The sequence below is a fragment of the Neoroseomonas soli genome (genome assembly GCF_018129065.1).
Lineage (GTDB): Bacteria > Pseudomonadota > Alphaproteobacteria > Acetobacterales > Acetobacteraceae > Neoroseomonas > Neoroseomonas soli.
The window spans coordinates 21,794-35,355 of sequence record NZ_JAAEDM010000029.1 but is presented as its reverse complement, the minus strand read 5'-3'; the positions used below and the strand labels follow the sequence as shown (position 1 = coordinate 35,355).

14 protein-coding genes and 1 riboswitch are annotated in these 13,562 nt (G+C 71.2%); of the genes, 10 read left to right on the top strand and 4 right to left on the bottom strand.

Annotated elements, in window-relative coordinates; all coding sequences use genetic code 11:
• The first annotated feature begins 204 nt into the window (after window positions 1-204).
• Window positions 205-1,341: an acyl-CoA dehydrogenase family protein gene (locus GXW76_RS12390; protein ID WP_211862331.1), complete on the top strand. Its 1,137-nt coding sequence runs from the start codon at window positions 205-207 to the stop codon at window positions 1,339-1,341.
• On the opposite strand, the gene GXW76_RS12385 is transcribed toward GXW76_RS12390, so the two are convergent.
• On the bottom strand, window positions 1,333-2,736 hold the full coding sequence (locus GXW76_RS12385; RefSeq protein ID WP_246514166.1) for an MATE family efflux transporter: 1,404 nt from the start codon (window positions 2,734-2,736) through the stop codon (window positions 1,333-1,335). The genes GXW76_RS12390 and GXW76_RS12385 overlap by 9 nt on opposite strands.
• Window positions 2,737-2,815: 79 nt before the next feature.
• Here GXW76_RS12385 and GXW76_RS12380 point away from each other — a divergent pair, with 79 nt between their 5' ends.
• From GXW76_RS12380 to GXW76_RS12345, 8 genes are all read left to right on the top strand, one after another.
• Window positions 2,816-3,862 carry an alpha/beta hydrolase gene (locus GXW76_RS12380; protein ID WP_211862330.1) on the top strand — a complete coding sequence of 349 codons (1,047 nt, stop codon included), beginning with the start codon at window positions 2,816-2,818 and terminating at the stop codon, window positions 3,860-3,862.
• Window positions 3,863-3,941: 79 nt separating this feature from the next.
• Entirely contained in the window at window positions 3,942-4,271 is a 330-nt protein-coding gene (locus tag GXW76_RS12375) for a hypothetical protein (RefSeq protein WP_211862329.1), read from the top strand.
• A gap of 77 nt (window positions 4,272-4,348) precedes the next feature.
• Window positions 4,349-6,139 carry an IlvD/Edd family dehydratase gene (locus GXW76_RS12370; protein WP_211862328.1) on the top strand — a complete coding sequence of 597 codons (1,791 nt, stop codon included), beginning with the start codon at window positions 4,349-4,351 and terminating at the stop codon, window positions 6,137-6,139.
• 11 nt (window positions 6,140-6,150) lie between these two features.
• Window positions 6,151-6,900 (top strand): SDR family oxidoreductase, encoded by a 750-nt coding sequence (locus GXW76_RS12365; RefSeq protein ID WP_211862327.1) that lies wholly within the window; start codon window positions 6,151-6,153, stop codon window positions 6,898-6,900.
• Between the two features lie 73 nt (window positions 6,901-6,973).
• Window positions 6,974-7,822, top strand: a complete 849-nt coding sequence (locus GXW76_RS12360) for a fumarylacetoacetate hydrolase family protein (protein WP_211862326.1) — start codon at window positions 6,974-6,976, stop codon at window positions 7,820-7,822.
• Entirely contained in the window at window positions 7,819-8,283 is a 465-nt protein-coding gene (locus tag GXW76_RS12355) for a lysozyme inhibitor LprI family protein (protein WP_211862325.1), read from the top strand. Before GXW76_RS12360 ends, GXW76_RS12355 begins: the two co-directional genes overlap by 4 nt.
• Entirely contained in the window at window positions 8,280-8,594 is a 315-nt protein-coding gene (locus GXW76_RS12350; protein ID WP_211862324.1) for a monooxygenase, read from the top strand. Before GXW76_RS12355 ends, GXW76_RS12350 begins: the two co-directional genes overlap by 4 nt.
• Before the next feature lie 64 nt (window positions 8,595-8,658).
• Window positions 8,659-9,243, top strand: a complete 585-nt coding sequence (locus GXW76_RS12345) for a pyridoxamine 5'-phosphate oxidase family protein (RefSeq protein ID WP_211862323.1) — start codon at window positions 8,659-8,661, stop codon at window positions 9,241-9,243.
• A 6-nt stretch (window positions 9,244-9,249) separates the two neighbouring features.
• Here GXW76_RS12345 and GXW76_RS12340 read toward each other — a convergent pair whose 3' ends face one another.
• The 3 genes from GXW76_RS12340 to GXW76_RS12330 are packed head-to-tail and all read right to left on the bottom strand — an operon-like array spanning window position 9,250 to window position 11,677.
• Complete coding sequence (locus GXW76_RS12340) at window positions 9,250-9,882, bottom strand: class II aldolase/adducin family protein (RefSeq protein WP_338150947.1); 633 nt, start codon at window positions 9,880-9,882, stop codon at window positions 9,250-9,252.
• Window positions 9,879-10,145, bottom strand: coding sequence for a hypothetical protein (locus tag GXW76_RS12335; RefSeq protein WP_211862322.1), 267 nt, complete (start codon window positions 10,143-10,145; stop codon window positions 9,879-9,881). Before GXW76_RS12335 ends, GXW76_RS12340 begins: the two co-directional genes overlap by 4 nt.
• Window positions 10,142-11,677 carry a UxaA family hydrolase gene (locus GXW76_RS12330; RefSeq protein WP_211862321.1) on the bottom strand — a complete coding sequence of 512 codons (1,536 nt, stop codon included), beginning with the start codon at window positions 11,675-11,677 and terminating at the stop codon, window positions 10,142-10,144. The genes GXW76_RS12335 and GXW76_RS12330 overlap by 4 nt, the downstream gene beginning before the upstream one ends.
• A 95-nt stretch (window positions 11,678-11,772) precedes the next feature.
• Window positions 11,773-11,880, top strand: a riboswitch (TPP riboswitch).
• A gap of 92 nt (window positions 11,881-11,972) precedes the next feature.
• Between GXW76_RS12330 and GXW76_RS12325 the strand changes: the two genes are divergently transcribed.
• On the top strand, window positions 11,973-13,550 hold the full coding sequence (locus GXW76_RS12325; RefSeq protein ID WP_211862320.1) for an ABC transporter substrate-binding protein: 1,578 nt from the start codon (window positions 11,973-11,975) through the stop codon (window positions 13,548-13,550).
• Window positions 13,551-13,562: the final 12 nt, after the last annotated feature.

Sequence of the window (13,562 nt, the reverse complement as noted above, 5' to 3'; positions counted from 1 at the left end):
CTTTGGAAACCTTGACTTGGCACCGCGCGTCACTGCCGGGAACAACACCGAAGCCTGCACTTGCGCCCGGCAGGCCCGCGAAGATGGTGCCTTGCATCTCCGCAGGGCGGAATCGAGGTTTGCAAAGGCCCTTAGGCCATTGCCGGGGAGGTCCGGAGGGGCGGAGCCCCTCCGCCCCACCCGCAGCCCGAAGGCCAGGACATCATGATCCGCAACCCCGACGCCCATGCCACCCGCCTCGGCGCCGCGCGCACCCTCGTCGAGGACATCCTCATCCCCGCCGAAGCGCGCATGGACGCCGAGGACCGCATGCCGCAGGAGGCGCGCGCCGCGCTGCGTGCGCATGGACTGTTCGGCATCTCCATCCCCGAGGCCTTCGGCGGCCTCGGCCTGACGATGGAGGAGGAGGCCGGGCTGATGCTCGTCCTCGGCCGCACCGCGCCCGCCTATCGCGCGGTCTATGCGCTGAACAGCGGCGGCACGGCGCAGATCCTGCTGCGCGCGGGCAGCGATGCGCAGAAGTCCCGCTGGCTGCCGGGCCTCGCGCGCGGGGATCTCATCGCCTGCTTCTGCCTGTCCGAGCCAGAGGCAGGGTCCGACGCCGCCTCGCTTCGCACCACCGCGCGGCGCGAAGGAGATACCTGGCGCATCGACGGCCGCAAGCGTTGGGTCACCAATGCACCCGAGGCCGGCATGCTGATGGTGATGGCCCGGACCGGTGGCGAAGGCGCGCGCGGCATCTCCGCCTTCGCCATCGACCCCGCCACCCAGGGCGTCCGCGTCCAGCCCGCGCAGGGCAAGATGGGCATGCGCGGCGCCCAGGTCGCCGACATCGTCTTCGAGGATTGCCGCGTGCCGGCCGATGCGCTGGTCGGCGCCGAGGGCGAGGGGCTGAAGCTCGCACTCGCCGGGCTCGACAAGGTTCGGCTGCATCTCGCCGCGCTCTCCGCCGGGCTGATGGAACGGCTGCTCGACGAAGGCCGCCGCCACGCGCTGGGCCGCCGCCAGTTCGGCAAGCCGCTCGCCGACCAGCCGGCGGTCGCCGCGCTGCTCGCCGACAGCGTGGCGGAGGCACTGGCCGCGCGCTGCATGGCGCTCGAGCTCGCCCGTGCGCGGGACGACGGCACCCTGCGCCCCGCCGATGCGGCCGCCGCGAAGCTCTTTGCCACGGAGGCCCTCGGCCGCGTTGCGGACCGCGTGCTGCAGGTCCATGGCGGCGAGGGCTACATGACCGGCAGCGCGGTCGAACGGCTCTATCGCGACGTGCGGCTGCTGCGCATCCTCGACGGCACATCCGAGATCCAGCGGATGGTGGTGGCGCGCGGCCTGTTCTCAGGCTGACGCGCGGCGGGAGATGATCCGCCAGCGCCGCAGCATCAGCCCCGCCACGATCGCGAGCCCCGTGCCCAGGCCGACCCAGATCCCCTGCGGCCCAAGCCCGCCCGCATGCGCCACCAGCAGGCCAAAGGGCAGCCCGATCCCCCAATAGCCGAGGGCGGCGAACATCATCGGGATGCGCGTGTCCTTGAGCCCGCGCAGCGCGCCCGCCGCCACCACCTGGATGCCGTCGCCGAGCTGGAAGAACCCCGCCACGACCAGCAGCGCGGCGCCGAGTGCCGCGACCTCCGCCGCGTGTACATCGCCGCGGTCGAGGAACAGCCAGGCGATGCCGGGCGACATCGTCACCAGCAGCACGGCCATCCCGGCCATGAAGCCGGCGCCGAGCGCGATCGCCACCCACCCCGCGCGCGCCGCGCCCTCGGCATCGCCCGCGCCCGCCGCGAGCCCGACCCGCGCCGTCGCCGCCTGGCCGATCCCCATCGGCACCATGAAGGTCGCCGAGGCCGTCTGGATGGCGATGGCATGCGCCGCCACCGCCGCCGCGCCGAACCAACCCATCACCAGGGCCGCGGCGCTGAACACGCCGATCTCGAGCAGCATCGACGCGGCGATCGGCAGCCCGACGGCGAGGACCTCCCGCATGCGCACGACCTCCGGCCGCCAGACGCGGCCAAGCAGCCGGAACCGCCGGAATACCCTGTCGCGCCGGATCAGCACGAGCGTCACGACCAGCATCCCCGTATTCGCGAGGGCGATCGCGAGACCCGCCCCGAACACGCCGAGCCCCGCCGGGAAGATCAGCGCCCAGGCGAGGGGCAGGTTCAGCGCGACCGCGGCGAAGGACACCCACATCGCCGCCGCCGGCCGCTCCATGGCCGCGAGGAAACCGCGCAGCACGATGAAGCCGCAGAAGGCGGGGATGCCGAACATCGCCGCGCGCGCATACTCCTGCGCCAGGTCGGCGAGCGCCGCATCCTGCCCGAGCGCGCGCAGCACCGCGGCCGATTCCCACAGCACGGCCCAGCAGGGCAGCAGGGCCAGCCCCGCCGCCCAGAACGCCGCCCGCGTCGCCCGCCGCATGCGCCGCACCCAGCCGCGCCCCGCACCGCCAGGCAACCGCCCTGCCCCGCGCACCTGCGCCTGCAGCGGCGCCGCCGCCAGCGCCAGGCCGAAGCCGGGCGCGAGCAGCGCGAAGTAGAGGCTGACCGCCAGCATGCTCGCCGCCAGCGCCTCGGTCCCGAGGTGGCCGAGCAGCGCCGTCTCGGTCAGCGCGAGCGCCATCTGCGACAGATTCGTGAAGACGATCGGCAGCGAGAGGGCGAGGGTCGCCCTTGCCTCCCCGCGCCAATCGGACGATGCCGGGCCTGCCGCCACCGTCATGTTCCCGGCATCCATGGGGCCCCGTCTATCCCCGGACGGTGCGCGCGGCCACAGGGCAGGCTATCAACTCCCCGAACCCGGGACCGAGGACACCATGCACCGACGCACCGCGATCGCCCTTCCGCTCGCCGCCACGCTGCTGGCCGCCGCCTCCGCCTCCGCGCAGGGCGTTGAACTGGTGACCGAGGAATACATGGTCCCCTCCGGCGACCCGGGGATCGAGATCTTCGTGCGCAACAAGCGGCCGCAGGGGATGAACGCCTTCTCGCCGGCGCGAACGCTGCTCTTCGTGCATGGCGCGACCTATCCGGCGCATACTTCCTTCGACCTGCCGCTCGGCGGGCTGTCCTGGATGGACTACGTCGCCGGGCGCGGCTTCGACGTCTGGTGCATGGACATCCGCGGCTATGGCCGCAGCACGCGCCCGCCCGAGATGAACCAGCCGCCCGAGGCCAACCCGCCCATCGTGCGCGGCGACACCGCCCTCGCCGACATCGCCGCCGCGGCCGGCTTCGTGCGCCAGCACCGCAGCGTCCCGCGCCTGGTCCTGATGGGCTGGTCCTGGGGCAGCACGCTGACGGCGCGCTTCGCCGCGGACAGCCCGGCACAGGTGGAGCGCCTGGTGCTGGTCGCGCCACCCTGGCCTCCGGCCGGCGCCGCCGCACCGGTGGCCGGCACGGAAGGGCCGCTCGGCGCCTATCGGTTGGTGACGCAAGCCGAGGCGCGGCGGCAATGGATCGCCGGCGTGCCGGAAACACGCCGCGCCGCGCTGATCCCGCCCGGCTGGTTCGAGCACTGGGCCGGCGTCACCTGGGCCACCGACCCGGAAGGGCTGCGCCGCAACCCGAACGTGCTGCGTGTGCCGAACGGCGGTCTGCAGGATCTGCGGGAGCACGAACTGGCCGGTCGCGCGAGCTGGGACCCGGCGAAGCTGCGCGCGCCCACGCTGCTGGTGGTGGCGGAATGGGACCGCGAGACGCCGCCCGCCATGGCCGCGGCGATCTTCCCGCTGCTGGTCAACAGTTCCGGCAAGCGCCTCGTGGTGCTCGGGGAAGGCACCCACACCATGCTGATGGAGCGCAATCGCGGCGCGCTCTTCGCGACGGTGCAGGCCTTCCTGGAGGAAGCGCCGCCCGCGTGAATGCCTTCATGGACGGGAAGGCAGGCGCGGGCGAAAGTCCGGCCGCCGTCGAATCGGCGACACCTTACGGATGACCCACATGACCACTCGTCGCGCGCTCCCCGCGCTTGCTGCCGCGCTCGCCATCTGCCTCGGCGGTGCCGCCCAGGCCCAGACCACGGATCCGTCCTTCCGGCTCAACAACCGGTCGAACCAGACGGTCATGGAGCTCTATGTCTCCTCCTCCTCCGTCAGCAACTGGGGGCGCGACCTGCTCGGGACCAACGTGCTGGCGCCCGGCCAGTCCTTCATCGTGCGCCTGCCCGACGGCCAGTGCGTGAACGACATCCGCATCGTGCCGGATGGCGGGCGGCCGATCGAGCGGATGCAGGTCAACACCTGCAACCTGACCGACATCAACTACCCCTGATGTGATCCGCCGCCGGGCCGATTGACAGGCCCGGCGGCGCCCGCCCACGCTTCCCCCAACCAACAGGGGGAAGCGCGATGGCCGAACACGACCAGACCAAACGGCCCTTCCGGCTGCGCAGCCAGCGCTGGTTCGACGACCCGACCGACCCGGGCATGACCTCGCTCTACATCGAGCGGCAGCTCAACTTCGGCATGACACGCGGGGAATTGCAGTCAGGCCGGCCGATCATCGGCATCGCCCAGACCGGTTCCGACATCTCCCCCTGCAACCGGCACCACATCGCGCTGGCGGACCGCGTGAAGGCGGGCATCCGCGACGCCGGCGGCGTGCCGCTGGAATTCCCGATCCATCCGATCCAGGAAACGCTGAAGCGCCCGACCGCGGCGCTGGACCGCAACCTACAATACCTCTCGCTGGTCGAGATCCTGCACGGCTACCCGATCGACGGCGTGGTGCTGACCACGGGCTGCGACAAGACGACGCCGGCGCAGCTCATGGGCGCGGCGACGGTGAACATCCCGGCCATCGCGCTCTCCGGCGGGCCGATGCTGGACGGGTATTGGCAGGGGCGGCTCGCCGGTTCCGGCACCATCGTGTGGGAAGCGCGCAAGAAGCTCGCCGCCGGCGAGATCGACAACGACACCTTCATCGAGATGGTGGCGGCTAGTTCCACCTCCGTCGGCCATTGCTCGACCATGGGCACGGCGCTGTCGATGAACTCGCTGGCCGAGGCGGTCGGCATGTCGCTGACCGGCTGCGCCGCCATCCCCGGCCCCTATCGCCAGCGCGCGCAGATGGCCTACGAGACCGGGCGGCGCATCGTGCGGATGGTGGAGGAAAACCTCCGCCCCTCCGACATCATGACGCAGAAGGCCTTCGAGAATGCGGTGGCCGTCGCCTCCGCCATCGGCGCTTCCTCCAACTGCCCGATCCACATGGTCGCCATCGCGCGCCACATGGGGGTGGAGCATACGGTCGAGGACTGGCAGCGCGTCGGCGCCGACATCCCGCTGCTGGTCGATTGCCAGCCGGCGGGCCGCTTCCTCGGCGAGGCCTTCTATCGCGCCGGCGGCGTGCCTGCGGTGATGAAGGAGTTGCTGGACGCGGGCCTGCTGCATGGCGACGTCATGACCGCGACGGGCAGGACCCTTGCCGAGAACCTCGCCTCCATCCCCGAACCGGACCGCGAGGTGATCCGGCCCCTGTCCAAGCCGATGAAGGAACGCGCCGGCTTCGTCGTGCTCTCGGGCAACCTGTTCGACAATGCGGTGATGAAGATCAGCGTCATCGACAAGGCCTTCCGCGCGCGGTTCCTCTCCGACCCGCCCGATGTCTTCGAGGGCAAGGTCGCCGTCTTCGAAGGCCCCGAGGATTATCACGCGCGCATCGAGGACCCGGCCCTCGGCATCGACGAGAAGACGGTGCTGGTGATCCGCAATTGCGGCCCGGTCGGCTATCCGGGCGGGGCGGAAGTGGTGAACATGCAGCCCCCCGCCGCCCTGATCAAAAGGGGCATCACGGCGCTGCCGACCATGGGCGACGGGCGGCAATCCGGCACCTCGGGCTCGCCCTCCATCCTGAACGTGTCGCCGGAAGCCGCGGTCGGCGGCGGGCTCGCGCTGCTGAAGGACGGGGACCCGATCCGCATCGACCTGAATGCGCGCCGCGTGGATGTGCTGATCCCGGCCGAGGAACTCGCCGCCCGCCGCGCCGCCTGGAAAGCGCCCGAACTCATCAACAAGACGCCGTGGGAGGAGATCTACCGCTCCATGGTCGGCAGCAAGGGCACGGGCGGCTGCCTCGAACCTGCGACGCTCTACCTCAACATCCTCGAGACGCGCGGCGAGAGCCGCCACAACCACTGAAGGACGCGCCCATGAGCGGACGCCTCGCCGGCAAGCGCTGCTTCGTCACCGCCGCGGGCCAGGGCATCGGCCGCGCCGCCGCCCTGGCGATGGCCGCGGAAGGTGCCACCGTCATCGCCACCGACCGGGACGCGCACAAGGTCGGTGACCTCGGTGCGCGTGGCATCACCCATGTGCCGCTCGACGTGCTGGACGACGCGGCGGTGGACCGCGCGGCGAAGGAAGCCGGCCCCATCGACGTGCTGTTCAACTGCGCGGGCTTCGTGCACCAGAACACCATCCTCACCTGCACCGACGAGGAATGGGATTTCGGCTTCGCGCTGAACGTGCGCGCCATGTGGAAGGTGGCGCGCGCCTTCATCCCCGGCATGGTCGAGCGCGGGCGCGGCAGCATCGTCAACATGTCGAGCGCCTGTTCCTCCGTGAAGGGCGCGCCGAACCGCTTCCTCTACGGCACCACCAAGGCAGCGGTGATCGGGCTGACGAAATCCATCGCGACCGAATACGTAGGCCAGGGAATCCGCTGCAATTGCCTGTGTCCCGGCACGGTGGAAACGCCCTCCCTGCATGAGCGCATCGCGGCCAATGCCGCCGCCGCGGGGTCCGTGCAGGCCGCCCACGCCGCCTTCGTCGCCCGCCAGGCCATGGGCCGGCTCGCCACGGCGGAGGAGATGGCCGCGCTGGTCGTCTATCTCGCCGCCGAGGAGAGCGCCTTCGTCACCGGCCAGGCCATCGTCATCGACGGCGGCTGGACGCTGTAAGGGGGGGGCGCTTCCGGCCCCGGCCAATCCCTGGCATTCTCCCGCCACCAACGAACAGTTCAGGAACACGCCGATGAAGCTTCTGCGCTACGGGCCGGCCGGGCAGGAAAAGCCGGGCCTGTTGGATTCGGACGGCGCCATCCGTGACCTCTCCGGCGTGATCCCCGACCTGGCGGGCGATGCGCTCGCCCCGGGTGCGCTCGCGAAGATCGCGGCGATCGACCCGGCCTCGCTGCCGAAGGTGACGGGCAACCCGCGCCTCGGCCCGCCGGTGACGGGGATGAAGAACCTGGTCTGCATCGGCCTGAACTACGCCGACCATGCGGCCGAGACCGGCTCCCCGATTCCCAAGGAGCCGATCGTCTTCCTCAAGTCGCTGAACGCGCTGTCGGGCCCGAATGACGACGTCGTCATCCCGCGCAACAGCGTGAAGACGGATTACGAGGTCGAGCTCGCCATCATCATCGGCACCCGCGCGAAGTATGTCAGCGAGGAGAACGCCCTCGACCACGTCGCCGGCTACGCGGTGGGCAACGACGTCTCCGAGCGCGAATGGCAGGCCGAGCGCGGCGGCGCCTGGGACAAGGGCAAGGGCTTCGACACCTTCGGCCCGCTCGGCCCGTGGCTGGTCACGAAGGATGAGATCCCCGACCCGCAGAACCTCGCCATGTTCACCGACGTCGATGGCGTGCGGCAGCAGGACGGCTCCACGCGCACGATGATCTTCGGCGTGAAGCAGGTGATCGCCTATGTCAGCCAGTGCATCACGCTGAACCCGGGCGACGTGATCTTCACCGGCACGCCGCCGGGCGTGGGCCTGGGCAAGAAGCCGGCGCCGGTCTTCCTCAAGGCGGGGCAGGTGATGAAGCTGGGCATCGCCGGCCTCGGCGAGCAGCAGCAGAAGCTGGTGCCCTCGTCATGAGGGCGGCGGCGCTCCTCGCCCTGGCGCTGCTCGTGCCGGGTGTCGCCATGGCGCAGCAGCGGCAGCAGCAGCAGCCACGCCAGGACGACTTCTCCCAGCAGGTGGAGCGCAACATGCGCACCTGCTTGGGCAATTCGCAGGACACGGCGCTCGCCGCGCGCTGCATGGACGGGCAGCGGGGCGTGGTGGCGCCGCGGCTCGAGCGCGCCGTCGAGCGGCTGCTCGCGACCCAGCAGGACCCTCAGCGCCGCGCGGCGCTGGCGGATGTGCAGGCCGCCTGGGTCGCCTATCGCGACCGGCGCTGCGACTTCGCCGGCACCAACCCGGAGCGCGGCGCGGACGCCGCCGCGGACCGTGCGGCCTGCTACCTGCAGTTCGATCTCGGCCGCACGGTGGAGATCGAACGGCTGCTCGAACCGCCGCCCCCGCCGCCGCAGCAGCGGCAGCAGCAGCGCCGTTGAGCGACGGCCCGATCCTGCTGATCTTCGACTTCCCGGCCCGCCCGCCCGGCGGGCCGGACGACGCGGCCGCCCTGCGCACCCTCGCCGAGGACATCGCGCAGGAGAAGGGCCTGCTGTGGAAGATCTGGACCGAGAGCGCGGCGGAGCAGCGCGCCGGCGGCGTCTACCTCTTCGCCGACCGCACCTCGGCCGAGGCCTATCACCGCAAGCACGCCGCGCGCCTGGCTGCCATGGGCATCACCGGCATCGAGGCCGCCTACCGCGAGATCATGGGCCCTTTGACCGAGATCACGCGCGGCCCGGTCCGCTGATTTCGCACCACGCCGCCCACCCGAAGGCGTAACGTTCCGCTGCTTCCAGCGTGGAACTCCGTCCATGGCCATGTACCATCAGGGCAACCGGGACCTTCAGGACGCCTTCGGCTCGCGCCGCCTCGCCGACCGGCTGGTGGAACGTCTCCGCCGCTCGGCCTTCACGGAGGAAGACGCGGGTTTCATCGCCTCCTGCCGCTTCTTCTTCCTCGCGACCGCGGATGCGGAAGGGCGGCCCGACTGCTCCTTCAAGGGCGGCGATCCCGGCTTCGCGCGCGTGGTCGCGCCGGATCTGCTCGCCTTCCCCGACTACGACGGCAACGGGATGTTCAAGAGCCTCGGGAACATCAGCGCCAACCCGCATGTCGGGCTGCTCTTCATCGCCATGGAGGACCGTCCGCGCCGGCTGCGCGTGAACGGCACCGCGCGCGTCGTGCTGGACGACCCGCTGATGGCGGAATTCGAGGGCGCGCAGGCGCTGGTGCGGGTGACGCCTGAAGACATCTTCCCCAATTGCCCGCGCAACATCCCGCGCTATGCGTTGCAGGAGGCCTCCCCCTACGTCCCGCGCTGCGGGGAGCCGAGGGTCGAACCCGCCTGGAAGGGCTTCGAGATCTTCGCCGATGTGGTGCCGCCGCGCCGCGCCTGAAGCGCGTCAGACCGCGCGCCCGTAGCCGGCGAACTGCGCCGCCGCTTCTTCCAGCTCGCGATCGTTCAGCAGCACCGGCTTCAGTCCGGCGGCAAGCAGGTCGAGATACTGGCCGGCCAGGTTCTCGACCTCCATCGCCAGCGTGACGGCCGCGGCGAGCGTCGCGCCGATCGTCACCACGCCATGATTCGCCAGCAGCACGGCGCGGCGGCCGTCGAGCGCGGCGACACAGTTCTCAGCCAGTTCCTGCGTGCCGAATGTCGCGTGCTCCGCACAGCGCACAGGCCCGCCGGCCGCCAGCACCATGTAGTGGAAGGGCGGGATGCCGCGGCGCGTGCAGGCGAGCGCCGTGGCGCGCGGGCTGTGCGTGTGCACCACCGCCTTCGCCTCGGACCGCGCGGCGTAGATCGCAGCATGCAGGCGCCATTCGGAGGACGGACGATGCCGCGCGCCCGGCGCGACCGCGCCCTCGGGGCCGACCCGCACCAGGTCGGCCTCCGTCATTCCGGCATAGGGCAGCGCGGAGGGCGTCACGACGAAGCCGTCCCCGTCGCGCAGCGAAAGGTTGCCGGACTTGGACGGCATGAACCCTGCCGCATCGAGCCGCCGCGCCGCGGCGATCAGGTCCGCCGCGCTCACCGCGCCAGATCCGCCGCGATGCCGGAAAAGGCCGCGAGCACCATGCAGGACCCCGCATAGACCCAGCGCCGCAGCGCCGTGAGCATGTGCGGGCGCGCCTCAGCGGGAATGCGGTCCGATGCCGCGATCCACTGCCAGCCGCTGAACAGCAGCCCCGCCCCGCCGATCCTCACCGCGCGATAGCCCGAGGCGAGCGCCGCCACCGCAAACCCGGCCGTTGCCGCGCCGAGCAGCACCGCGACGGCCCAGAGGATCCCGCTCACATCGTCGCCCCGAGCACCCAGGGCGCGAATTCCTGCGCGCCGAAGCCCATGGCCTCGCTCTTGGTGCGTTCGCCCGAGGCGGTGCGCAGCATGAGGTCGAAGATGCGCTGGCCGCACTGCTCCACGCTCTCCTGCCCGCTGACGATCGTGCCGCAGTTGATGTCCATGTCCTCGGACAGCCGCTCATGCATCGCGGAATTGGTCGCGAGCTTGATCGAGGGCGCCGGCTTCATCCCGAAGACCGATCCGCGCCCTGTGGTGAAGCAGACGAGGTTCGCCCCGCCCGCCACCTGGCCCGTCGCGGCGACGGGATCGTAGCCTGGCGTGTCCATGAAGACGAAGCCCTTGGCGGTGACCGGCTCGGCATAGCGATAGACATCGACCAGGTTGGTCGTGCCCGCCTTCGCCATGGCGCCGAGCGACTTCTCGAGGATGGTCGTCAGCCCGCCCGCCTTGTTGCCCGGCGAGGGGTTGGCGTTCATCTCCGCACCCTCGCGCGCCGTGTAGTCCTCCCACCACTTCATCACGTCGACGAGCTTCTGCCCGACCTCCTGCGAGACCGCGCGGCGCGTCAGCAGGTGTTCCGCGCCGTAGGTCTCGGGCGATTCCGACAGGATCACCGTGCCCCCATGCCGCACCAGCAGGTCCGAGGCCGCACCCAGCGCCGGGTTCGCCGTGATGCCCGAATACCCGTCCGACCCGCCGCATTGCAGCGCGACGCACAACTCGCTTGCCGGCACGGGCACGCGCGTGACGGCGTTGGCTTCCGCCAGCACCTCCTTCACGAAGTCCATGCCCTTCAGCACGGTGGCGCGCGAACCGCCGCTGTCCTGGATGTCCATGCTCCGCAGCCGGCCGGAAAGCTTCTGCTCCTCCAGCATCGGGCCGAGCTGGTTCACCTCGCAGCCGAGGCCGATGGCGATGACGTGGGAGAAATTCGCATGGCGCGCGAAGCCCGCGAGCGTGCGGCGGAGCACGCGCAGCGGCTCGTCCATCGTCATGCCGCAGCCGGTCTTGTGCGTCAGCGCCACCACGCCGTCGACGTTCCCCCATTCCGCCAGCGGGTCATGCCCGGTGATCGGATTGCGCTCGAACTGCCGGGCGATCAGCTCCGCCACGTGCGCCGAGCAGTTCACGCTGGTGACGATGCCGATGTAGTTGCGTGTCGCCGCGCGCCCATCGGCGCGGCGGATGCCCATGAAACTCGCGGGCGCATCGACGTGCTGCGTCGGCTTCGCGTCCACGCCCCAGGCGTAGTCGCGGGCGAAGTCGCCCATCTCGCAGTTATGGGTGTGGACCCAGGCGCCGGGGTCGATGGAATCCGTCGCGAAGCCGATGATCTGGCCGTAGCGGCGGATCGGCTCCCCCTTCGCGTGCGGGCGCACCGCGACCTTGTGCCCGGCGGGGATGCGCCGCGCGCCGACGGTGACGCCCGGCGCCACCTCCGTGCCCGGCACCAGCACGGAACGGGCGATCACCACCCCGTCCTCCGGATGCAGGCGGATCACGGGGGAGAGTGTCGTGCTGCTCATGGCGGCTTCCCTGGACGGTCCCTGCCAGGACTGTAGCGGCAGCACCACGCCCGGCCCAGCGCTTGCACTCGGACCCCACCGGGCGCATGTAGGCCCCGGACACCTTGGGGAGCCCCATCGGGGGCTGAGAGGCGGGCTTCACCCGCGACCCATGGAACCTGATCCGGTTCGGACCGGCGAAGGGAACGGTGCCACCCGTTCGTCCGCGCCCGGATTCCATGCGCCGTCATGCGCAGGGATGCGCGCGCGGTCACGCCCGGGTCCCGTCCTCCACGCCGATTTGGGGGAATGACGAATGCATCGCCGCACGCTGCTCGCCACCGCCATCGCCACGCCCTTCGCGCGGCCCGTTGCAGCCCAGCCCGCCCGCGCACGCACCCTGCGCTTCGTGCCGCAGGCGGCGCTCGCCTCGCTGGACCCGGTGTTCAGCCCGAGCACCATCATCACGACCCACGCCTATTGCGTCTTCGACACGCTCTACGGCGCGGACCGAGCGCTGCATCCGCGCCCGCAGATGGCCGAAGGGCATAGCATCGAGGACAATGGCCGCACCGTGCGCATCCGCCTGCGCGACGGGCTGCGCTGGCATGATGGCGAGCCGGTCCGCGCCGCCGACTGCGTCGCCTCGATCCGGCGCTGGGGCAGCAGGGACGGCTTCGGCCAGGTGCTGCTGCGCGCCACCGCCGAACTGGCCGCCGCGGACGATCGCACCATCCTGTTCCGCCTGCACCGTCCCTTCCCCGCGCTCTTCGACGCGCTGGCCAAGCCTGGGTCCTCGCCCTGCTTCATGATGCCGGAGCGCATCGCCTCCCTCCCGGCCGACCGGCCGCTCGGCGTCGAGCACATGATCGGTTCCGGCCCCTGGCGCTTCGTCGGCAGCGAGTACGTACAGGGCAGCCTCAGCGCGTACGTCCGCAACGAGGACTACGTCCCGCGCGACGAGCCGGCCGAAGGCGCGACGGGGGGCAAGCGCGTGCATTTCGACCGGCTGGAACTCGTGTGGATCCCCGATGGCGGCACCGCGGCGGCCGCGCTGCGCACCGGGGAGATCGACTGGATCGAATACCCGTTGCCCGACCTCGTGCCGGTGCTCGAACGCGACCGCAACACGCGGACGCAGATCTACGACCCGAACGGCTTCCTCGGCTTCCTGCGCTTCAACCACCTCCACCCGCCCTTCGACGACGTGCGGGTCCGCCGCGCCATCCGCGACGTGATCGTGCAGCCGGACTTCATGGCCTCCGTCGCGCTCGAAGGAGACTGGCAGGAATGCCACGCCATGTTCCCCTGCGGCCTGCCTGGCGTCATCGAGTTCCCACCCGCCCGGCGCGGCCCGAAGGCGATGGATCGCGCCCGCGCCGCCCTGCGGGAGGCCGGCTACAACGGCGAGCCGATCGTTCACATCAACCCGTCCGACTTCAACGCCGTGACCCAGCAGGGGCGGCTGACCGTCGATCTGATGCGCCGCCTCGGCGTCAACATCCAGGTGGTGGAGAGCGACTGGGCCTCGATCCTGGCGCGCCGCAGCAACCGCAACCCGCCTTCCCAGGGTGGGTGGAACCTGCACAACACGAACGGGCCGGCGGCGACGATCGCCAACCCGGCGGTGTCCTTCGCGATCCGCATGAACGGCCAGGCCGCCTGGCCGGGCTGGCCCACGGATGCGGCCGTCGAGGAACAGGTCGAGGCCTGGATCATGGCGACCGATGCCGAGGCCCAGGCGGCCGCAATGCAGCGCCTGCAGGAACTGGCGTGGGATGCCGTGCCCTTCGCGCCGACCGGCCTGTTCCGCCTGCGCACGGCCTTCCGCAGCGACCTGACCGGCGTGCTCCAGGGGCCGAACCCCTTCGTGTGGAACCTCAGGCGCGCCTGACAACGCGCCCCG